The following is a 21,981-nucleotide window of genomic DNA, read 5'->3' as shown; positions in this document are numbered from 1 at the left end:
ACCATGGATGAACTTTACATGGCGCGTGCGCTGGAACTGGCGCGACGCGGCCGCTTTACGACGATGCCGAACCCCAATGTGGGCTGCGTGATTGTGCGCGATGGTGAGGTGGTCGGTGAGGGCTGGCATCAGCGCGCCGGTGAACCGCATGCTGAAGTCCACGCCCTGCGCATGGCGGGCGAGAAAGCGCGTGGCGCAACCGCCTATGTCACGCTGGAACCCTGCAGCCATCATGGCCGTACGCCACCCTGCTGTGATGCGCTGATCGCCGCTGGCGTTACCCGTGTCGTGGCCGCCATGCAGGATCCGAATCCGCAGGTAGCGGGGCGCGGACTGCACCGTCTGCATCAGGCGGGCATTGAGGTCAGCCACGGTCTGATGATGCCGGAAGCGGAGGCGCTGAATCGCGGTTTCCTCAAACGCATGCGCACTGGCTTCCCCTGGATCCAGCTCAAGCTGGGCGCGTCACTGGATGGCCGTACGGCAATGGCCAGCGGCGAAAGTCAGTGGATAACCTCGCCGGCTGCCCGTCGTGATGTGCAGCGCCTGCGTGCGCAGAGCGCCGCCATTCTCAGCAGCAGCGCCACGGTACTGGCGGACGATCCTTCCCTGACGGTACGCTGGTCTGAACTCAATGCGGAGAGCCAGGCACTGCTCAATGAGCAGCAACTGCGTCAGCCGGTGCGGGTGATTATCGACAGCCAGAATCGCGTGACGCCGCAGCATCGGCTCATCGAGCAGCCAGGCGAAACCTGGCTGATGCGTCATCAGCCCGATCAGCAGAGCTGGCCCGCTGACGTGACGCAAATCGCTGTTCCGCTGCGCGAACAACAGCTGGACCTGGTGGCGATGATGATGCTGCTGGGACAGCGACAGATTAACAGCGTCTGGGTTGAAGCGGGCGCAACGCTGGCCGGTGCCCTGTTGCAGGCCGGACTGGTCGATGAACTGATTGTTTATCTGGCGCCTAAGCTGTTAGGTCATGAAGGACGCGGGCTGTGTAAGCTGCCGGGACTAAGCCAGCTGGCTGACGCACCTGCCTTCCGTTTCAGTGATGTCCGCCAGGTCGGTGACGATTTACGCCTGACCCTGACACCACAATAACACGGTCGGAAAAGCGAGAGCACGCCGCCCAAGAGTATGATAGAATCCGCCCCCCTGCGCGGGGCCAACCAAACCCCTGAAAGGATAAGTATGAAAGTTATCGAAGCTGCTGTTGCAACGCCTGAGGCCAATGTTGCCATCGTTATCGCGCGTTTTAACAACTTCATTAATGACAGCCTGCTGGATGGCGCAGTTGACGCCCTGAAACGTATCGGCCAGGTCAAAGATGACAATATCACCGTAGTCTGGGTGCCTGGTGCATACGAACTGCCTCTGGCAGCACGCGCGCTGGCCAACACCGGCAAATATGATGCGATTATCGCACTCGGTACGGTTATTCGTGGTGGCACTGCGCACTTCGAATATGTGGCGGGTGAAGCCAGCTCCGGTATCGCCAGCGTTGCCATGAACAGCGAGATTCCTGTCGCGTTTGGCGTGCTGACCACTGAAAGCATCGAGCAGGCCATTGAGCGTGCCGGCACCAAAGCGGGTAACAAAGGTGCTGAAGCGGCTCTGACTGCGCTCGAAATGATCAACGTATTGAAAGCCATTAAAGCCTGATTTTTGTAAGGGGAATTTTGTGAAACCTGCTGCTCGTCGTCGCGCCCGTGAGTGCGCTGTTCAGGCGCTTTACTCCTGGCAGTTGTCGAATAACGACATTGCCGATGTGGAATACCAGTTTCTGGCGGAACAGGACGTCAAAGACGTCGACATTACCTACTTCCGCGAACTGCTGTCCGGTGTGGCGACCAACAGTGCGTATCTGGATGGACTGATGAAGCCCTATCTGTCGCGTCAGCTCGAAGAGCTGGGCCAGGTAGAAAAAGCTATCCTGCGCATCTCGCTGTATGAGCTGAGCAAACGTAATGATGTGCCTTATAAAGTGGCCATCAACGAAGGGATTGAGCTGGCGAAAGTCTTCGGTGCCGAAGACAGTCATAAATTTGTTAACGGCGTGCTTGATAAAGCCGGTCCACAAATTCGACCCAATCGCAAATAAACAAAAAGGCCGGCTTGCCGGCCTTTTTTCATGAAGGGTTAAGCGGAACGCAATTATGTCTTGTGGTGAATTTGAACTCATCGCACGCTACTTCAACCGCAGAACACGCAGCCGCCGTGATGTCGAACTCGGCATCGGTGACGATTGTGCGTTACTTAGCGTGCCGGAAAAACAGACGCTGGCGATCAGCACCGATACCCTGGTCGCGGGTGTGCACTTCTTACGGGATATCCATCCTGCCGATCTGGGTTACAAAGCCCTGGCTGTGAATCTCAGCGACCTTGCTGCCATGGGCGCCGACCCTGCGTGGCTGACGCTGGCCTTAACGCTGCCGCAGGTCGATGAGAGCTGGCTCTCTGCCTTCAGCGAAAGCCTGTTTGAACTGCTGGAATATTACGACATGCAGCTGGTCGGCGGCGACACCACCCGTGGCCCGCTGAGCCTGACGCTGGCGATTCACGGTCTGGTGCCGCAGGGCCGCGCCCTGAAACGTTCAGGCGCGAAGCCGGGTGACTGGATTTACGTGACCGGAACGCTGGGTGACAGCGCCGCGGGCCTGGCGCTGCTGCAGCATCACTGCCGTATCAGCGATCCGGCGGTGCATGAAGCGCTGATTAAACGTCATCTGCGTCCTATGCCGCGCATTCTGCAGGGCCAGGCGCTGCGTTCGCTGGCCTCCTCAGCGGTGGATCTTTCCGACGGCCTGATTTCCGATCTCGGCCACGTGCTGAAAGCCAGCGGCTGTGGCGCACGGCTTAATCTGGATGCGTTGCCCCTTTCGGCTGCGCTGCGCGACCATTTCGACCCTGAGCAGGTCCTGCGCTGGGCGCTGAGTGGCGGAGAAGATTACGAACTCTGCTTTACGGTGCCCGAGGTCAATCGCGGCGCGCTCGATGTGGCGCTGGGTCACCTGGGCGTGCCCTATACCTGCATCGGACAGATGGCGCCGGAGTCGGAAGGCTTAACGCTGCTGGATAATGGCAAGCCCGCCACATTCCGTCATAAAGGGTTTGATCACTTTGATGCTAAATAACGACGTGGCGAAGAGTCGCCTGCGGATGAGCAATCCCTGGCATCTGCTGGCGACCGGTTTCGGCAGCGGATTAAGCCCGGTCGTGCCTGGCACCATGGGATCGCTGGCGGCCATTCCGTTCTGGTGGCTGATGACCTATCTGCCGCAGGATCTCTATTCGCTGGTGGTGCTGGTCGGTATCTGCGTTGGCGTCTATCTCTGCCATCGCACCGCTAAAGATATGGGCGTACACGATCACGGCAGTATTGTCTGGGATGAGTTTATCGGCATGTGGATCACGCTGATGGCGATTCCGGTCAACAGCTGGCAATGGGTACTGGGTGGCTTTGTGCTGTTCCGTATTCTTGATATGTGGAAGCCGTGGCCGATTCGCTGGTTTGACCGCAATGTGCATGGCGGCATGGGCATTATGGTGGATGACATTATTGCTGGCGTGATTTCCGCTGCCATGCTGTATGGCTTTGGGGTCTGGCTGGCAGGTTAACTGCCAGGGCTCTTCACACCGCGACAGAAGGTGACGCCCGGGCAGGGCGTCTCCTTCTCTGATTTTATTCGAATCCTACCGGCTGATGCGGCTGATAGACCTCTTCCAGCAGTGCAACTTCCTCGTCACTCAGCGTGACATCCACCGCCTTCACCAGATCCTCAAACTGCTCAGCACGCGACGCACCAATAATCGGTGCCGTGACGGCAGGCTTGCTCAGCAGCCAGGCCAGAGCCACCTGCGCCCGCGTTACACCTTTATCTTCCGCCACCTGCGCCAGCCGCTCTGCAATCACAGCATCATTCTCTTCGGTATTGTCATAGAGCGACGCCATCACTTTGTCAGAGGCGGAACGCGCGGTATTTTCCCCCCACGGGCGGGTCAGCTTACCGCGTGCCAGCGGACTCCACGGCAGCACGGCAATCTGCTCTTGCAGGCAGAGCGGATGCATTTCACGCTCCTCTTCGCGCTGAATCAGGTTGTACTGATCCTGCATGCTGACAAAGCGATGCCAGCCCTGTTCCGACTGCATCTGCAACGCCTGGGCAAACTGACTGGCGTGCATCGACGAGGCACCGATATAACGTGCTTTGCCAGACTGCACGACTTCATGCAGCGCTTCCAGCGTCTCTTCCAGCGGCGTCTCATAATCCCAGCGGTGAATCTGCAGCAGGTCGACATACTCCATGCCGAGACGCTGCAGGCTGTCATCAATGGATTGCAGAATATTCTTGCGCGACAATCCCTGTGACAGATTGGTCAGCGGGAAATAGACTTTGGTGGCGACCACGATCTCTTCACGGCGGGCAAAGTCTTTCAGCGCCCGGCCCAGGATCTCTTCGCTGCTGCCATCTGAATAGCTGTTGGCGGTATCGAAAAAGTTGATCCCCGCGTTCAGCGCCTGCTGGATCAGCGGACGGCTGCTCGCTTCCGGCAGCGTCCAGGCATGGTTGCCGCGCGTGGGCTCGCCATAAGTCATGCAGCCAAGACAGAGACGTGACACCTGCAGATCGGTGGTACCCAGTTGAATCGTTTTCATGGTGGAGGCTCCTGCGAAAGTGCAAAGGTCTTAGCATAGCAGGATGTTGCGCTCCCCGAGGGGGGAGGGAGCGCAGAGAGGGGAGGTTACTGCGCCAGCCAGCGGGCGATCTGCTGCTGAATGCCCTCCGCGTCCAGCAGATAGTCATGACGCACTTCGTCCTGCGTCCCCTGCGGGATGAACTCATCAGGCAGACCAATGTTCAGCACCGGAACAGCCAGACGTTTCGCCATGACAAATTCATTGACGCCACTGCCGGCACCACCTTTGATGGCGCCTTCTTCCAGCGTAATCAGCGAGTCGTGCGTGGCGGCGAGCTCGGCGATCAGCGCCTCATCCAGCGGCTTCACAAAGCGCATATCGACCAGAGTCGCATTCAGTGCTTCCGCCGTGGCGGCCGCTTCCGGCAACAGGGTGCCGAAATTCAGAATCGCCAGCTTTTCACCCTGACGTTTAACCACGGCTTTACCCAGCGGCAGGCTCTGCAGCGGAGCCAGTGGCGTACCGACACCGGTGCCGCGCGGATAGCGCACCGCACTTGGACCATCCTGATAGTGATAGCCGGTGTAGAGCATCTGCCGACACTCATTTTCATCGCTGGGGGTCATGATCACCATATCCGGCACGCAGCGCAGATAGGCGAGATCAAACGCGCCCTGGTGAGTCTGACCATCCGCGCCAACAATACCACCGCGATCGATAGCAAACAGGACCGGCAGTTTCTGGATGGCGACGTCATGGATCAGCTGATCGTAGGCGCGCTGCAGGAAGGTGGAGTAGATAGCAACAATCGGTTTATAGCCGCCAATTGCCATACCGGCAGCGAAGGTCACGGCGTGCTGCTCGGCAATCGCCACATCGAAATATTGTTTCGGAAATTCGCGTGAGAAGGCCACCATGCCGGAGCCTTCGCGCATTGCTGGCGTAATCGCCATCAGTTTCGGATCGTCGGCGGCCATTTCGCACAGCCAGTTACCGAAGATTTTAGAGTAGCTCGGCAGGCCTTCCGCGCTTTTTGGCAGTTCGCCAATCGCAGGATCGAATTTAGGCACGGCGTGCCAGGCAATCGGATCTTCCTCTGCCGGGGCGTAGCCTTTACCTTTCTTCGTCATGATATGCAGGAACTGCGGCCCTTTCAGGCTGCGCATGTTGCTCAGTGTATTGACCAGCGTCAGCACATCGTGACCATCTACCGGGCCGATATAATTAAAGCCCAGCTCTTCAAACAGCGTACCCGGCACGACCATGCCTTTGAGATGCTCTTCGGTGCGCCTTACCAGCTCTTTGATCGGTGGCAGGCTGGTCAGCACACGCTTGCTGCCTTCGCGCAGTCGCGCATAGGTTTTACCCGACAGGATCTGCGCCAGACGGTTATTCAGCGCGCCGACGTTTTCGGAGATCGACATCTCGTTGTCGTTGAGGATCACCAGCATGTCCGGCTTGATATCACCGGCATGGTTCATCGCTTCAAACGCCATGCCAGCGGTGATGGCGCCATCGCCAATAATACAGGCGGTGCGACGACCCTGACCTTCACGTTCTGCCGCCGCGGCCATGCCGAGACCGGCACTGATGGAGGTTGACGAGTGTCCGACGCTCAATACGTCATATTCACTTTCGCCGCGCCATGGAAACGGGTGTACGCCATTTTTCTGACGAATCGTACCGATGCGATCGCGGCGACCGGTCAGAATTTTATGGGGATAAGCCTGATGACCCACATCCCATACCAGATGGTCGAAGGGGGTGTTATAGACATAATGCAGCGCAACCGTCAGTTCGACCACGCCCAGACCCGACGCAAAATGGCCGCTGGAGCGGCTTACACTGTCTAACAGATACTGACGCAGTTCATCACAGAGCGCAGGCAACTTCTCTTTCGGCAGGGCGCGCAGCTCCTGAACCGTGTTTGCCAGCGCCAGTGTCGGGTATTTAGCAATATCAAAACTCATCAGAGACTCATTATGGAAGTTATTTGTCGCGTTCAATTATGAAGCTCGCCAGCGCCTGCAGTGCTGTAGTGTTATAAGAGTGCGCAGCGAGCATTTCTAACGTATCAAGTGCTTCCTGATACAAATCCCGCGCTTTAGCTTGGGCATTTTCAAGGCCTAACAGTGAAGGATAGGTGCTTTTTCCCAGATGCTGATCGGCACCCTGGCGTTTTCCGATCACCGCTGTGTCACCGATCACATCCAGAATGTCGTCCTGCACCTGAAACGCGAGACCAATGGCCTCTGCATAGCGGTCGAGCAGCGGCAGGGCTTCCCGGCCAGCATCGCCCGCCGTTAAGGCGCCTAACCGTACCGCTGAACGGATCAGCGCGCCGGTTTTATGACGATGGATCTGCTCCAGCTGGTCCAGATCCACAGATTTACCTTCCGCCGCTAAATCAAGCGCCTGTCCGCCACACATGCCGGCCACGCCGCTGGCTTTCGCCAGTTCAGAGAGCATCATCAGACGATATTCAGCGCTGACACCGGGCATCGCCTGGTCGGCCAGAATTGAAAAGGCCAGCGTCTGCAGGGCGTCGCCCGCCAGAATCGCGGTATCTTCGCCATATTTAATGTGACAGGTTGGCTGCCCGCGACGCAGTGCATCATCGTCCATTGCGGGGAGATCGTCATGAATCAGAGAGTACGCATGAATGCATTCAACCGCGGCGGCGGGGGCATCCAGACTCGCCGGGTCGGCGTGGAGCATTTCGCCAGTAGCGTAGACCAGAAAAGGACGCAGGCGTTTACCGCCTAATAATGCCCCATAATGCATGGCATTCACCAGAGGAGAACTCTGAAAAGGAAGTGGCTCTATAAAACGCGTCAGCGCGGCATTAACCTGCTGCTGATACGCGTCGAGTAATCGGGCGAAATCCATTAGCTGTTTTCCGGCGTGAAAGCAGTGAGGTCGGCATCTTTATCATCGTTCAGCAGAATACGGACCCGCTGTTCAGCCTGCTGCAGCGTCTGCTGGCCAGTCCGCGCCAGCTGCACGCCGCGCTCAAATTCGTTCAGGGCTTCTTCCAGCGGCAGTTCACCACTTTCCAGACGGCTGACAATCTGCTCCAGCTGCTGCAATGACGTTTCAAAGCTGGCTGGCTGTTCGGCTTTTTTCGGCATATTTCGTGTCGACTCACGGTTGGGACATTATCTCGCAATCGGTCATGGTAGCTGAGACCCTATGATTAGCAAAATAATCAATGCGGCGGCTGATGAAGAAGCAGTCACCTGACAAAGGTGATATACTCCCGCGCCTCGGATGCGGTTGCGCCTTGCAGCCCGCAATTTTGTGATTTTACCAGCTAAGTGCTGCCTGTTTTAGCACTTATTTGCCCAACGAAGCTGTGTCGCCGCCATGAAGTTTATCATCAAGTTATTTCCTGAAATCACCATCAAGAGTCCGTCGGTGCGTTTGCGCTTTATCAAGATTCTTGCCAGCAATATCCGCAACGTCCTGAAAACCGTTAGCGACGAAATCGCCGTTGTGCGTCACTGGGATCACATTGAAGTGCGTTCGAAAAATCCGGTGCTGCGGGACATTATTCCCGATGAGCTGACGCGCATTCCGGGGATTCATCACGTTTTAGCGGTTGAAGATCGTGAGTACACCGATATTCATCACATCTTTGAACAGACTTTAGTGCAGTATCGCGACAGCCTTGAAGGGAAGAGCTTCTGCGTACGTGTTAAACGTCGTGGTAAGCATAGCTTCAGTTCACAGGATGTGGAGCGCTATGTTGGCGGCGGTCTGAATCAGCATATTGAAAGCGCCCGCGTACAGCTTAAAAACCCGGACGTGACGGTGAATCTTGAAGTTGAAGAGAATCGTCTGACGCTGGTGACTGCGCGCTACGAAGGTCTGGGCGGTTTCCCGATCGGCACGCAGGAAGATGTGCTGTCGCTGATTTCCGGTGGCTTTGACTCCGGCGTCTCCAGCTATATGCTGCTGCGTCGCGGCAGCCGCGTACATTACTGCTTCTTTAATCTTGGCGGTGCCGCCCATGAGATTGGCGTCCGTCAGGTTGCGCACTATCTGTGGAATCGTTTTGGTCGTTCACACCGCGTGCGGTTCGTGGCGATCAATTTTGAGCCGGTAGTGGGTGAGATCCTCGAAAAAGTGGATGACGGTCAGATGGGTGTGGTGCTGAAGCGCATGATGGTGCGTGCCGCCTCGACGATTGCTGAGCGCTACGGCGTGCAGGCGCTGGTTACCGGTGAAGCGGTGGGTCAGGTGTCGAGCCAGACGCTGACCAACCTGCGCCTGATTGATAACGCCTCTGATACGCTGATTCTGCGTCCGCTGATCTCTCATGACAAAGAGCACATCATCAGGATTGCCCGTGAGATTGGCACCGAAGATTTCGCCAGCACCATGCCGGAATATTGCGGTGTCATCTCAAAAAGCCCGACCGTGAAAGCGGTGAAAGAGAAGATCGAGGCTGAAGAGCAGAATTTCGACTTCACGATTCTGGATCGGGTCATTGAAGAGGCGACCAACGTCGATATCCGTACCATCGCTGAGCAGACAGAAGAGGAGGTGGTTGAAGTTGAGACCGTCGCCCTGCTGAGCGAGAACGACGTGGTGCTGGATATCCGCTCTATTGATGAGCAGGAAGAGAAGCCTCTGGCACTGAAAGCTACGGAAGTGAAATCGCTGCCGTTCTACAAACTCAGTACGCAGTTTGGCGATCTCGATCAGAACCGGACCTGGTTGCTCTACTGCGATCGTGGTGTGATGAGCCGTCTGCAGGCACTCTATCTGCATGAGCAGGGCTTTAAAAACGTCAAAGTCTACCGCCCGTAGTGATGCCTCAGAGCCAGTCAGCGCCTGTTCGGGTCTGACTGGCTGCACTGCTTAAAACAGATCGTTTTAACTCAGCGTGTTTACGCCTGATAGTCATAAATGCCGGGAGCCAGCACCAGCTGTGCGGCCACCTCGCGCGCCATCTCTTTTCCCACCAGCAGATCGATCAGCTTCAGCGCAAAATCCATTGCCGTGCCTGGCCCCTGGCTGGTCAGCAGATTGACGCGCGGATCCCAGACCACACGTCGCTCCATCCACTTGTCTGACGGAATGGTCTCTTTTAAGCCGGGAAAGCCAGTCATGTTACCGACCGGGAAGAGATCGTGGGGGATGAGTACCGTGCCTGCTGCTGCGCAGATAGCGGCGACGATCCTTTCATTGAGGTGAAACTGGCGTACCGTTTCGACTAACAGCGGACTATCACGGAAGGTTTCGGCGCCTTTCAGGCCGCCGGGCAGGACGATGGCGGCGAAATCATTGTCGGCGACTTCAACCAGCGTCACGTCAGCCAGCAGACGAACACCGCGTGAGCAGACGATCTCCCGGTTGCCGTCGCTTTCGACGCTGGCGGTGACAACGTTCAGCCCGGCGCGTACCAGCAGGTCGATGGTGGTGACAGCTTCGGTTTCTTCACTGCCATGTGCCAGGCAAACCAGCACTGATGCGTTCGCGGTCATAATGGGACTCCTTGCGTTTTACAATGTCATACAGACGGGTATTCTCCGTCAGCACCAGGCCGTGCGTCCGGGCGCGGCGCAGCAGAAAACCGCTGATATAGTCGATTTCGGTGAGACGCTGGGCGCGTATGTCCTGCAGCATCGAAGAGGTGTTGGCCGCGGTGCTTTCAATCACATCGAAGATGATGTCCTGCAGGCTTTCGCTGGCAACGTTCTGACCTTCGCGCTCCATGACCCAGCTGATCTCTTCGCACAGTTGCGCGATCTGCTCCGGATAAGCGCGCAGGGCACCGTTCTGGCACTCATACTCCACGCTAAGCGGATTGATGATGCAGTTCACTGCCAGCTTGCGCCAGCAGGCCGCCCGGATGTTGTCATGCCAGGCGACATCAGGCAGGGCATGATGCAGGATATCGGCGAGATCGCTGTAAGCGGCGCTTTTGCGGTTACCGGGGCCGATGTGGGTAATGCCACTGGCGATGTGTTTAATAACTGTGCCGTCGCGCATCGCTGCATGGGTGGTGACGCCGCGCAGCAGCGGCTGAGTCAGCCCTTTCAGCTCTTCCAGCGTCCCCATGCCGTTGTGCAGCAGGAGCACCGGGCAGTTTTCTGGCAGCACGCTTTCCAGGTTTTTCACCGCGGGCGAGACCTGCGGGGCTTTGAGCGTAACCAGCAGCAGCTGGCTTTCTGCCAGAAACAGCGGATCGTTGGCGATAAACGTGCGGTTCGAAATGTTACCCTGTGGATCAATCACATTGGCTGAACAGTAGGGCTGCGGCACCCGCAACCATCCCTGCACCTCATGTCCCTGGCGGGCAAGGGTTGTCATCCAGATCTGACCCAGAGCGCCGCAACCTAACACGGTAATTTTCATGCTGCCTCCCGCTGGCGGGCTATCCATCTATTATTTACTGTCACACTTTCATTATAGCGTTGTGTGCAGCCTGATTTTATTTAGCACCTTAAGACGCGTATTATGCATGTCACTTTAGCGTCAGGAGAAGAAGAGATGCCATCTTTCGATATCGTTTCAGAAGTCGATCTGCAGGAAATTCGCAATGCGGTGGAAAATGCCAACCGTGAAGTGTCTACCCGCTTCGATTTCCGCAACGTGAGCGCCGAGTTTGAGCTCAACGAAAAGAATGAAACCATCAAAATCACCAGCGAGTCCGATTTTCAGGTTAAGCAGCTGGTGGATATTTTGCGTGAGAAGTTACTGAAGCGCGGGATTGAAGGCGGTGCTTTAGAGGTGCCGGAAGAGATTGAGCACAGCGGCAAAAGCTGGGCGGTCGATGCCAAACTGAAAAAAGGCATTGAAAACGACGTGGCGAAGAAGCTGGTGAAGCTGATCAAAGACAGCAAGCTGAAAGTGCAGACCCAGATTCAGGGTGAAGCATTGCGTGTAACCGGCAAAGCGCGTGATGATTTGCAGGGTGCGATGGCAATCGTGCGCGGCAGTAATCTGGGGCAGCCATTCCAGTTTAAAAACTTCCGCGATTAAGCGGGGGCAGGCTGAATTTCAGCATGAATGCAGAGATAAAAACCCGGCTAAGGCCGGGTTTTTTGTTGTTGAGTTTGGGTGGGCTTCTGTCGCTTTAAACAAGTCGAAATTCTGGAGAGAGTTGGGAGCTGTAGGGCGTCTGTGCGATCGCGCGCTTGCTCAGGGAGCCTGTGCCTTTCGCAAAGACGCAAAAGCGCCATCCATGGCGGCTCAGCGCGGGCGATTACGCACCTCATCCCTGAGGTGCGCCCGTAGCCGGGCCAACGCGTTGCGTTGTTCAAAAACGCTCCCGGCATTTTTGTCCCTGGCCCGCGATGCTTTGCTACAGGCACAGGCTCCCATCGCTTTGGATTTATGAGTCGTCTGTAAGAAGGCTTGTGCCGGGTTTGGCGCGGTTGAGCCTATGCTGGCCCCCTTGCTTTGAGTTTATAAGCTGTCTGAAACCAGAATTGAGTTGGATTTGATTCTGTTAACAGATTCAAATCCTGGGGGAACTTAGCAGCAACTCAAAAGCTCAGGGGCGCAGGGAACACGGTCAGAGGAGGAAAGCGTCCCGCGCCAGGACGGCGCGGGCCGAGCGTGCCATGGATGGCGGCTTTTGCGACTTTCCGATCTGACCGTGTTCCCTGAGCCAGCTCGATCAAATAGCGAAATGGACTTATGTTGCTCACCCTATCAAGCTGGCTCTCTGGGCCTGCTTCCTAAGTCAGATCGATCTCACAGCTAACATGCCAAACCGGTTTTTTATCAGCAACTACCCAGCAGAGCTTCCAGCTCAGGGCGGCTGGTAACCTTGCTATCAATTTTGATATAGGCGCTTTTCTCTTCGGGCACGATAAACACAGAGTTAACGCCCGGCTGCGCTTTCAGGCGCTGCTCCAGATTCGGCACGGCCAGTGCGGCATCACTCAGCACGATGCGCAGGCTGCTGACATAAGGCGGTTCCTGCATTGTCATGCTGACAAACAGCCAGGCTGCGGCCACCATCGCGCCAACCAGGAATACGGTCTGCGCATCGAAATGACCAAATACCCAGCCACCCATGCTGCCGCCAACGGCCACGCCCAGGAACTGGCTGGTGGAGTAGATCCCCATCGCCGTGCCTTTGTAGCCTGCGGGCGACTCTTTACTGATCAGCGAAGGCAGAATCGCTTCCATCAGGTTAAAGGCGAAGAAGAAGAGCTGAACACCCACCACCAGCGTCCAGAAATGTCCTTCCGCGCCCCACAATACGATCTCGGCAATGACAATCATCCCGACGCAGCCGACAAAGACACGCTTCATGCGGCGCTTCACTTCGGCATAAATGATGAAAGGTACTACGCCGGCAAAAGCGATCAGCATGGTGGAGAGATAGACTTTCCAGTGTTCGGGAGCCGGGAAGCCTGCCTGTTCAAACTGCCCGGGCAACGCGACAAAGCTCGACATCAGCAGGACGTGCAGGCAGAAAATACCGATATTGAGCTTCACCAGACGTGGGTTAGCCAGCACTTTGCGGAAGCTGCCTTTAACCATGCCTGATTCACGGTTCAGAACATGATGGGAGGCCGATGGCACCACCAGCAGAGTGATCACGATACCCAGCGACGCCAGAATCGCAATCATCCAGAACAGCGCATGCAGGCCCAGTGCGTGAGTAACAATCGGGCCGACCACCATGGCGATCGCGAAGGTAACGCCAAAACTGATGCCGATAAACGCCATCGCTTTGGTGCGGTTCTGCTCACGGGTTAAATCGGATAACAGCGCCATCACGGCAGCGGCAATCGCGCCTGAGCCCTGAAGTGCACGGCCCAGAATAATGCCCCAGATGGAGTCGGTGCAGGCAGCAATAATACTGCCCAGGACAAACAGCAACAGTCCGCCAACGATCAGCGGCTTACGCCCGATGCGATCGGAGAGCAGACCAAAAGGAATCTGAAATATCGCCTGGGCAAGGCCATAAATGCCGATTGCCAGGCCTATTAAGGTTTCACTCGCGCCCTGTAATGCCATGCCATAAGTGGTCAGTACCGGCAGGACCATAAACATTCCCAGCATGCGCAGGGAAAAGACCGTACCGAGGCCCCATGTGGCGCGCAGCTCCACCGGAGTCATTTTATTATCGTTCATTCCAACCTCTGTTAATGTGCTGCATTCATTCTAGGGGGCGGGGCAGGGCGGGTAAAACAATAGTTTTTAAGCAGTGGTAACAAAAAGAAAGGGCGCGAAAATCGCGCCCTTTTCATGCTGTATCGGTGCCGGTTACCAGACGTAAGTCAGCAGGTCCTTCGAGGCCGGAGCCATCGAATCCACCGACATCATCACGCTCAGTGCGGTGATGGTCACGATAGAGAAGACAAACAGTTTACGCGCCCAGACACGGTCATCAGCGGTTTTATAACCCGATAATGCCATGCCCAGCCACCAGACGCTGACCGCAGCAGCCACCACCAGATATTTGTAGCCTGCGTAGCCTCCCAGCGTCAGCATCAGCGTGGCAATCATAAACGCCAGGATATAGAGCGTAATATGATTTTTAGCCACGGAAATGCCTTTCACCACCGGCAGAACCGGGATGTTCGCTGCCTGGTAATCTTTAAAGCGGAAGATGGCAATCGCGTACGAATGCGGCATCTGCCACAGGCTAAAGATCGCCAGCAGGATTAATGCGCCAGCATCAAACTGGTTAGAGACCGCGCAGTAGCCGATAACCGGCGGCGCAGCACCCGACAGACTGCCAATCAGCGTACCGTAAACGGAATTACGCTTCATGTAGAGACTGTAGATGCCCACGTACACCACGAAGCCCATCACCGCCAGCCACATGGCCAGCGGATTAGCACCGAAGTAGAGCAACGCAAAGCCAGCAATACCCAGCACAGTGGCATAAACCAGGCTTACTTTCGCGGAGATGAGGCCTTTTACCAGCACCCGATTCCTGGTTCTCTCCATCTTGATGTCAATGTCGCGGTCGATCACGTTGTTAAACACACAACCCGATGCAACCACCAGTGACACGCCCACCAGGGTGATGAGAAACAGGGCGTAATCCGTGTTGCCTTTGGAAGCCAACAGAAATCCGCCGATCACAGAAATTAAATTCCCGAAAATAATTCCTGGTTTTGTAACTTGCAGGTATTGCTTAAACATTACGCGTGACTCTTTAGTGAGGCATCATGTTGTAGTTGAGGTTCCACATGATCCACAGTGAGCCTACTACGACAATCAGGATGATGATGGCCGAGAAGACAATGGCTACCATGTTCCAGCCACCCTCAGATTTGCTGTCTAAGTGCAGGAAGTAGACCAGGTGAACCAGCACCTGAATCACCGCACATACCAGAACAACACCAAGGATAGTACCGTGAGATGCACTGCCATCCATTACCATCCAGAACGGGATCGCCGTCAGGATGATAGAGAGGATGAAGCCGATCATGTAGGACTTCACGCTACCGTGTGAAGCGCCATGTTCGTTAACAGAATGACTCATTACATGGCTCCCATCAGGTAAACAACGGTGAAGACGCAAATCCAGACCACGTCCAGGAAGTGCCAGAACAGGCTCAGACACATGATACGAGTGCGGTTAGTCGCGTTCAGGCCACGTTTGGAAATCTGGAACATCAGAACCAGCATCCAGATCAGACCTGAGGTCACGTGCAGACCGTGGGTACCGACCAGCGTAAAGAAGCCAGACAGGAAGCCACTGCGATCCGGACCAAAGCCTTCAGCAATCAGGTGATGGAATTCATAGATTTCCATCCCGATGAAGCCCAGACCGAACAGGAAGGTCAGCGCCAGCCAGCCGATAACGGCACCTTTTTGCTCCTTATTCATGGAGATAACAGCCATGCCGTAAGTGATCGAACTCAACAGCAGCAGGGCGGTTTCTACCAGAACAAACGGCAGCTCAAAGATATCTTTACCTGCCGGGCCACCGGCAGTGTTGTTGACCATGACAGCATAGGTCGCAAACAGGGTTGCGAAGATAATGCAGTCACTCATCAGGTAGATCCAGAAGCCAAAGACTTTATTGGCTCCTGCATCGTGATGCCCATGCTCCGCATGGGCGTCGTGGTGATGTTTAATCAGAGTTTCAGTTGACATTATTTCAGACCTGCTTTGCTGATTTCGTCAAAGTGCTGGTTCTCAATCTTCTGAACTTCGGCAACCGGAACGTAGTAATCCACGTCTTCGTCGAAGCTCTTCACGATCCAGGAAACGATCATGCCGAGGAATGAAACACCCGCCAGCCACCAGATATGCCAGATCAGCGCGAAACCCATTACCGTTGCAAATGCGCAGATGATAATTGCGGCACCGCTGTTTTTCGGCATATGAATCTCTTCATAGGATTCCGGCTGTTTGTACGCTTCGCCTTTCTCTTTCATTTCCCAGAAAGCGTCACGCTCATGCACATGCGGGATGACAGCAAAGTTATAGAACGGTGGTGGTGAAGAGGTTGCCCACTCCAGCGTACGACCGCCCCATGGGTCACCCGTCACATCACGGTTCTGATCGCGGTCACGTACCGAGACGTAGAACATGGTCAGCTGACACAGAATACCCAGCGCAATCAGACCGGCACCGCCCGCAGCTACCACCAGTAAGGTGTGGAACTGTGGATCGATATCCTGGCTCAGACGACGTGTCATACCCATGAAGCCCAGTGCGTACAGCGGCATAAAGGCAACGAAGAAGCCAATGATCCAGAACCAGAATGCGCGCTTGCCCCAGGTTTCATTCAGGGTGAAGCCAAATGCTTTCGGGAACCAGTAGGTCACGCCCGCCATACAACCGAACACCACACCACCGATGATAACGTTATGGAAGTGTGCAATCAGGAACAGGCTGTTGTGCAGAATAAAGTCAGCACCCGGAACGGCCAGCAGTACGCCGGTCATACCCCCTACAGAGAAGGTTACCAGGAAGCCAACGGTCCACAGCATGGCAGAGTGCATCTGAATGCGGCCCTGATACATGGTGAACAGCCAGTTAAAGATTTTAACCCCGGTCGGAATCGCGATGATCATCGTCATGATACCGAAGAAGGCGTTAACGTTGGCACCCGCACCCATGGTGAAGAAGTGGTGCAACCAGACGATAAACGACAGCACGGTAATGGCGATGGTCGCCCACACCAGTGAGGTATAACCAAACAGACGTTTTTTGGAGAAGGTCGCGGTAATTTCTGCGAACACACCAAACACCGGCAGTACCAGGATATACACTTCCGGATGGCCCCAGACCCAGATCAGGTTGACGTACATCATCATGTTCCCGCCCATTTCATTGGTGAAGAAATGGAAGCCGAGATAACGATCAAGGGTCAACAGCGCCAGGGTCACGGTCAGAACCGGGAACGCAGCGATGATCAGGACGTTGGTGCACAGCGCGGTCCAGGTAAATACCGGCATTTTGAACAGGCTCATGCCCGGTGCACGCATCTTCAGGATGGTCACGAAGAAGTTAATACCGGTTAAGGTCGTACCAATACCTGAAAGCTGAAGGCTCCAGATCCAGTAATCGACCCCGACCCCGGGACTGTACTCCGCGCCGGAAAGCGGCGGATAAGCCAGCCAGCCGGTCTGTGCGAACTCGCCCACACCCAGAGACAGGTTAACCAGGATCACACCGACCGCAGTAAACCAGAAGCTCAGGTTGTTCAGGAACGGGAACGCAACGTCACGTGCACCAATCTGCAACGGAACCGCGATGTTCATCAGGCCAACCACGAACGGCATCGCCACGAAGAAGATCATAATCACGCCATGCGCGGTAAAGATCTGGTCGTAGTGGTGCGGTGGCAGAATGCCCGCTTCACCGGCCGAAGCCATAACCTGCTGGGTACGCATCATAATGGCATCAGCGAAACCACGAATCAGCATGACGAACGCCATGATGATGTACATGATACCCAGGCGTTTGTGGTCGACTGACGTCAGCCATTCAGACCACAGATATTTCCACTTACCAAAATAGGTGAGCGCAGCAACCAGCGCTGCACCACCTATCAGGATAGCGGCAACCGTAACCATGATAATCGGCTCATGGTACGGCACTGCATCAAGTGTTAATTTTCCGAACATCGTATTATTCCTCGGCTCCCGCGGAAGCGGCGTGACTCATGTCCATACCTTCATGTTTTGGCATGTCCATTTTCCCGTGGCTCATCTTGAACTTGTCGATGACTTGCATGAACAGTTTCGGATCAGCTGAAGAGAAATATTCCACCGGGTGATTTTCGCTTGGCACAGCCACTTTCTCGAAATCATCCATAGTGTTCAGCGTGTTAGGGGCTGCTTTAACTTTAGCCACCCACTGCTGGAATTCCGCATCGTCTTTGGTTGCAATGGCTTTAAACTTCATGCCAGAGAAACCACGACCACTGAAGTTCGCAGAGATACCGTCGAAAATTCCCGGCTCATTTGCAATCAGATGCAGCTTGGTCTGCATACCAGCCATCGCATAAATCTGGCTGCCGAGCGTTGGGATGAAGAAAGAGTTCATGACGGAGTTAGACGTGATTTTGAAGTTCACCGGAGTATTTGCCGGGAAGGCAATCTGGTTCACGGTCGCAATACCCTGTTCCGGGTAAATGAACAACCATTTCCAGTCCAGTGCAACCACATCGATCTCAACCGGTTTCACATCAGATTGCAGCGGTTTGCTGGGCTCCAGTGCGTGGGTTGATTTCCAGGTCAGCACGCTGAGGAAGAGAATGATCAGGATCGGAATGGTCCAGACCACGGCTTCCACTTTGTTAGAGTGTGACCAGTTAGGGCTGTACTTCGCATTCGTGTTGGACGCCCGATATTTCCAGGCAAACACCACGGCCATCAGGACTGCGGGGATGACGACGATCAACATCAGGCCAAAGGCAGTCAGTATCAGCGAACGTTGCTCCAGTGCAATCTGTCCTTTGGGATTTAACAATGCACTATCGCAGCCACTCATTAATAAAGTGCCTGCAATTAATGACAAAATCCCCAAACTTTTATTGTATTTACTGAGTCTCATTTAACGACCTCAATGACAAAGGGCTCTATTGTCGTTTAAGTGTGCGCGCATTTTACGGGAAGGTTTATGCAGTGTAAACCAGCTTAAGGATGTGTCAGATACGTGTTGACACCTTTTGCTAAGGGTGTCACAGATGTTGCGCCAGGTGACAAATAATTAACGCAGACAAGCAGTTGGCATCAATATAACAAAAACCAATGGAAGTAACCGTAAAAAAATCAGGGAAAGGAATAACCCTCACTTTTAACTCCCAAATATTTAACAAGTCTGCATCATTTGCGCGATGAAATTTAACTAAAGTAATTGCTCACCGGTTTTTAGTATTTCCGCTACGCCTCCTCAGGTCATATTGTTATTTTTAAAAAATAACACGCGATGATAAATGGCGGCGACTTATCGGGGTGTCATAAAATAAGCCGCAGCCCGTAAACCTATCGATTTCACTTAAGCATCTGATGCAGGCAACGCAGGGGTTCTCTTCAGCGCCCGATAGTCCAGCAACACTCCCGAAAGCACCGCCAGCAGGGAGAGTGTCATACCCAGCTCAAACAGCCGGGTAAGCAGCGGTGTCAGCGCCGTCACGCCCAACGCATTCAGTGCCAGTGCCACCAGCCAGAGCGCCAGCACGCCGCATCCGGCTGCAAACAGACGATTAGTCCAGCGATAGCCATGAGGATAGTAGCTACGTGTCAGAAAATTGCCACTTTGCTCGACCTGATTCAATGTTTGTCGGCAGAAAGCCAGCAGCACCAGGCCCGGCAGACCCGCCATCACCGTGAATGCATAAAAGGTCGGCCAGCCCCAGAGTTCCACCAGCCATCCCGCCGCCGGGCCGACATAGACCCGACCCACCGCTGAGAGCGCCGACAACAGGGCGAACTGGGTAGCGGAGAACGACTTATTGCACAGCGTCATTAACAGCGCCACAAAGGCCGCGGTGCCCATGCCGCCACAGAGATTTTCAACAAAGACCGCGCTGGCCATGCTCCACAACTGTTTGTCGGTCACCGCCAGCAGCCAGTAACCAAAGTTCGAGACAGCCTGCAGCAGACCGAAAATCATTAGCGCCCGGAATAGGCTCAGACGCTGCATCAGTACGCCGCCATAGAGCGCCCCGATAATGGTCGCCAGCAGACCCAGCGTCTTGTTGACCAGACCGACGTCACCGGCGTTGAAGCCCACGCCGCGTATCAAAAAAGTGGTGGTCAGCGAAGCGGCAAACGCATCGCCCAGCTTGTAAAGAATAATCAGGGTAATCAGCAGCCAGGCGTTGTTGCGCTGAAAGAAATCTTTTAGCGGATCGACCACCGCCTGACGCAGTGAATGGGGTGTGGAGATGCGGGTATCTGGCTCGCTCGCCACCAGCGTGGCGATAATGCCCGGCACCATCATCAGCGCCATCAGCCAGTAGGTTGCCTGCCAGCCGAGATAGCGGTCAGCCAGCCACAACGCCAGCCCGCCGGAAATCAGCATTGCCAGTCGATAACCCAGCACGGTAATCGCCGCGCCGCTGCCACGCTCTTCAGGCGGCAGAATGTCCGTTTTCCATGCGTCAAAAACGATGTCCTGTGAGGCGGAGCAGAATGCAATCAGCACGGCCAGCGCGGCCATCAGGGTAAGATCGCGTCCCGGTTGCAGAAATCCCATCGCGATTATCCCGCCAACCAGCGCCAGCTGACTGACCAGTAACCAGCCGCGACGCCGGCCCAGAAACGGCGGCGTATAGCGGTCCATCATCGGTGACCAGAGAAACTTAAAGACATAGGCCTGGCCGACCAGCGAAAAGAAGCCGATGGTTTTCAGGTCGACATTTTCCACCGTCATCCACGCCTGCAACGTGCCCGATGTCAGGGCCAGCGGCAGTCCGGAAGCAAAACCTAGAAGCAGCAATACGGCGGCGTTTTTCTGGCTGAAGAGGCGAAGATAGTGGTTCATGCGGATCCTGCAGATAACAAAAAGCCCTGCGCAAGGCAGGGCAGAGGAGAGACTGAATTAACGGGCGTTCTGCTTGATGAAGTCGTTGACGCTGGTGTCCTGAGCCATATCCGCGATCACATCGCTCATAGTGGCGTTCACCGCGTTGGTAATCTTCTGGTTATTGGCGTTGAACGCGCCTTCTACGCTGTAAGTCTGACGGTAGTTTTTAACCTGTTTGTTGCCGTTTTTCGCTGTTGCGATAATAGAGATGTCCGCTTTGGTGGTGATGCTGTAGCGCACATTGCCCTGAGTGACGTCGGCATAGAGGTTGTTCACCACAACCTGCAGATCGACCGCGCCATTAGGACCAATCATATAGCCACGTGCTGTCATCTGCTTCTCCAGCACTTCCTGCAGCAGGAAGCGCAGGTCACGCGATGACGTTAAGGTCACTAACTGACCATCACGGTTTACTTTTGCCAGCGCCTGATCTTTACGCTGGTCGGCACCGTTGATGCTGACAGTCACGCCCATCAGGCCTGGGTCCTGCTGCGGTAACTGAATTTTAGGCTGGATAGTCAGGGTATTATTGCTGGTTGCACAGCCGGCTAAAATGAACGCAGCCAACAGTGGGAATAACAGTTTTTTCAACATACTTTTTCTCGTTGGTGTCAGGGGGTTGGTTTGCAAAAACTGCGGTCATCATAGCATTGCCCGGCAGTGAAAAAAGCCCTGTTGCCGGGGAAATTGTGTCTGAAATCGTTTTAAGCCCCTTCTCTGACAGGTCGGTTTGCTGTTCGTTTCAGCTGCGTTATTATGCGTGCCGGAAGCGGTCTGACATAAAATGCAATATTTAGCGTCGGCTGACGGGTAAGCGCACTAAAAGCGACTAAGATTGAATGAGATGGGGCACTGCGCTCGCCATTGAGGAGTAATAGCCATGATCCGCGAACAAATAGAAGAAAAGCTGCGTGTGGCGTTTCAGCCAGCTCATCTGGAAGTGCACGACGAAAGTTACCGGCACAATGTTCCTGCCGGATCGGAAAGTCACTTCAAAGTGGTCATCGTGAGCGACTGCTTTGCAGGCCAGCGCTTTCTGGCGCGTCATCGCCTGATTTATGGCGAACTGGCCGCTGAGTTAGCGGGCAGCGTACACGCTTTAGCCCTGCATACTTATACCCTGAAAGAGTGGGAAGGATTGCAGGATACCGTACTGGCTTCGCCTAACTGTCGTGGTGCCGGAACACTCGCCTGATCTCCCTTCTCTGAAACGGCCTGCGGGCCGTTTTTTCTGTTATTTAGCGAAAAACGCGATCCCTGGCTCAAAAAAGCAGCAAACCTGCTGAAAAGTGGTGAGTTAGCATCCTCGACTCATTCCAGCGATGCCGCTATAATGCTGCGTCTATTTTTCCGGAATGTCTTCG

At 55.0% G+C, this 21,981-nt stretch carries 22 protein-coding genes; 8 read left to right on the top strand and 14 right to left on the bottom strand.

The features are described 5' to 3' along the window. The first annotated feature begins 3 nt into the window (after positions 1–3). The 5 genes from ribD to pgpA all read left to right on the top strand — a co-directional run bounded on the left by ribD (position 4) and on the right by pgpA (position 3,621). Entirely contained in the window at positions 4–1,104 is a 1,101-nt protein-coding gene (ribD, locus tag HFD94_RS02570) for a bifunctional diaminohydroxyphosphoribosylaminopyrimidine deaminase/5-amino-6-(5-phosphoribosylamino)uracil reductase RibD (protein WP_167432733.1), read from the top strand. Positions 1,105–1,194: 90 nt separating this feature from the next. After that, a complete protein-coding gene (gene ribE, locus HFD94_RS02565; protein WP_010255369.1) occupies positions 1,195–1,665 on the top strand; it encodes a 6,7-dimethyl-8-ribityllumazine synthase in 471 nt (156 codons plus the stop codon). A gap of 19 nt (positions 1,666–1,684) precedes the next feature. Next, positions 1,685–2,104 carry a transcription antitermination factor NusB gene (gene nusB / locus HFD94_RS02560; RefSeq protein ID WP_010255372.1) on the top strand — a complete coding sequence of 140 codons (420 nt, stop codon included), beginning with the start codon at positions 1,685–1,687 and terminating at the stop codon, positions 2,102–2,104. Positions 2,105–2,159: 55 nt separating this feature from the next. Beyond that, a complete protein-coding gene (gene thiL / locus HFD94_RS02555; RefSeq protein ID WP_010255374.1) occupies positions 2,160–3,137 on the top strand; it encodes a thiamine-phosphate kinase in 978 nt (325 codons plus the stop codon). Further along, positions 3,127–3,621, top strand: a complete 495-nt coding sequence (gene pgpA / locus HFD94_RS02550; protein WP_031293112.1) for a phosphatidylglycerophosphatase A — start codon at positions 3,127–3,129, stop codon at positions 3,619–3,621. Before thiL ends, pgpA begins: the two co-directional genes overlap by 11 nt. A gap of 64 nt (positions 3,622–3,685) precedes the next feature. On the opposite strand, the gene HFD94_RS02545 is transcribed toward pgpA, so the two are convergent. From HFD94_RS02545 to xseB, 4 genes are all read right to left on the bottom strand, one after another. Beyond that, entirely contained in the window at positions 3,686–4,660 is a 975-nt protein-coding gene (locus HFD94_RS02545) for an aldo/keto reductase (RefSeq protein WP_010255378.1), read from the bottom strand. Positions 4,661–4,746: 86 nt separating this feature from the next. Then, positions 4,747–6,612: a 1-deoxy-D-xylulose-5-phosphate synthase gene (dxs, locus tag HFD94_RS02540; RefSeq protein WP_010671199.1), complete on the bottom strand. Its 1,866-nt coding sequence runs from the start codon at positions 6,610–6,612 to the stop codon at positions 4,747–4,749. A 19-nt stretch (positions 6,613–6,631) separates the two neighbouring features. After that, positions 6,632–7,531, bottom strand: coding sequence for a (2E,6E)-farnesyl diphosphate synthase (ispA, locus tag HFD94_RS02535; protein WP_010255381.1), 900 nt, complete (start codon positions 7,529–7,531; stop codon positions 6,632–6,634). Further along, positions 7,531–7,773 carry an exodeoxyribonuclease VII small subunit gene (gene xseB, locus HFD94_RS02530; protein ID WP_010255382.1) on the bottom strand — a complete coding sequence of 81 codons (243 nt, stop codon included), beginning with the start codon at positions 7,771–7,773 and terminating at the stop codon, positions 7,531–7,533. The genes ispA and xseB overlap by 1 nt, the downstream gene beginning before the upstream one ends. A gap of 235 nt (positions 7,774–8,008) precedes the next feature. On the opposite strand from xseB, the gene thiI reads away from it, so the two are divergent. Then, the gene (gene thiI, locus HFD94_RS02525) at positions 8,009–9,457 is read left to right on the top strand and encodes a tRNA uracil 4-sulfurtransferase ThiI (RefSeq protein ID WP_022626121.1); all 1,449 of its coding nucleotides are present in this window, start codon (positions 8,009–8,011) and stop codon (positions 9,455–9,457) included. 80 nt (positions 9,458–9,537) lie between these two features. Here thiI and yajL read toward each other — a convergent pair whose 3' ends face one another. Next, entirely contained in the window at positions 9,538–10,134 is a 597-nt protein-coding gene (gene yajL / locus HFD94_RS02520) for a protein deglycase YajL (protein ID WP_010671202.1), read from the bottom strand. Then, on the bottom strand, positions 10,088–11,008 hold the full coding sequence (gene panE, locus HFD94_RS02515; RefSeq protein WP_033756769.1) for a 2-dehydropantoate 2-reductase: 921 nt from the start codon (positions 11,006–11,008) through the stop codon (positions 10,088–10,090). The genes yajL and panE overlap by 47 nt, the downstream gene beginning before the upstream one ends. 135 nt (positions 11,009–11,143) lie before the next feature. On the opposite strand from panE, the gene HFD94_RS02510 reads away from it, so the two are divergent. Beyond that, positions 11,144–11,635: a YajQ family cyclic di-GMP-binding protein gene (locus HFD94_RS02510; protein ID WP_167432732.1), complete on the top strand. Its 492-nt coding sequence runs from the start codon at positions 11,144–11,146 to the stop codon at positions 11,633–11,635. Between the two features lie 747 nt (positions 11,636–12,382). Here the strand turns inward: HFD94_RS02510 and HFD94_RS02505 are convergent. The 8 genes from HFD94_RS02505 to HFD94_RS02470 all read right to left on the bottom strand — a co-directional run bounded on the left by HFD94_RS02505 (position 12,383) and on the right by HFD94_RS02470 (position 21,211). Next, positions 12,383–13,747, bottom strand: coding sequence for an MFS transporter (locus HFD94_RS02505; protein ID WP_010255391.1), 1,365 nt, complete (start codon positions 13,745–13,747; stop codon positions 12,383–12,385). A gap of 132 nt (positions 13,748–13,879) precedes the next feature. Beyond that, entirely contained in the window at positions 13,880–14,767 is an 888-nt protein-coding gene (cyoE, locus tag HFD94_RS02500; protein WP_010255394.1) for a heme o synthase, read from the bottom strand. 13 nt (positions 14,768–14,780) lie between these two features. Next, positions 14,781–15,110, bottom strand: coding sequence for a cytochrome o ubiquinol oxidase subunit IV (locus HFD94_RS02495; protein WP_008924889.1), 330 nt, complete (start codon positions 15,108–15,110; stop codon positions 14,781–14,783). Continuing rightward, entirely contained in the window at positions 15,110–15,727 is a 618-nt protein-coding gene (locus HFD94_RS02490) for a cytochrome o ubiquinol oxidase subunit III (protein WP_009091720.1), read from the bottom strand. Before HFD94_RS02490 ends, HFD94_RS02495 begins: the two co-directional genes overlap by 1 nt. Next, positions 15,727–17,709 carry a cytochrome o ubiquinol oxidase subunit I gene (gene cyoB / locus HFD94_RS02485; RefSeq protein ID WP_010255400.1) on the bottom strand — a complete coding sequence of 661 codons (1,983 nt, stop codon included), beginning with the start codon at positions 17,707–17,709 and terminating at the stop codon, positions 15,727–15,729. The genes HFD94_RS02490 and cyoB overlap by 1 nt, the downstream gene beginning before the upstream one ends. Positions 17,710–17,713: 4 nt before the next feature. Beyond that, positions 17,714–18,640, bottom strand: coding sequence for a cytochrome o ubiquinol oxidase subunit II (cyoA, locus tag HFD94_RS02480; protein ID WP_010255402.1), 927 nt, complete (start codon positions 18,638–18,640; stop codon positions 17,714–17,716). Positions 18,641–19,084: 444 nt separating this feature from the next. Beyond that, positions 19,085–20,575, bottom strand: a complete 1,491-nt coding sequence (gene ampG, locus HFD94_RS02475) for a muropeptide MFS transporter AmpG (RefSeq protein ID WP_010255404.1) — start codon at positions 20,573–20,575, stop codon at positions 19,085–19,087. A gap of 57 nt (positions 20,576–20,632) precedes the next feature. Continuing rightward, positions 20,633–21,211 carry a lipoprotein gene (locus HFD94_RS02470; protein WP_137228486.1) on the bottom strand — a complete coding sequence of 193 codons (579 nt, stop codon included), beginning with the start codon at positions 21,209–21,211 and terminating at the stop codon, positions 20,633–20,635. 286 nt (positions 21,212–21,497) lie between these two features. Between HFD94_RS02470 and bolA the strand changes: the two genes are divergently transcribed. Beyond that, a complete protein-coding gene (gene bolA, locus HFD94_RS02465) occupies positions 21,498–21,812 on the top strand; it encodes a transcriptional regulator BolA (RefSeq protein ID WP_008924895.1) in 315 nt (104 codons plus the stop codon). Positions 21,813–21,981: the final 169 nt, after the last annotated feature.

The organism is Pantoea sp. EKM20T (assembly GCF_011800485.1).
In the GTDB taxonomy this organism is placed as follows: Bacteria; Pseudomonadota; Gammaproteobacteria; order Enterobacterales; family Enterobacteriaceae; genus Pantoea; species Pantoea agglomerans.
This window is presented reverse-complemented; position numbering and strand designations above follow the sequence as displayed.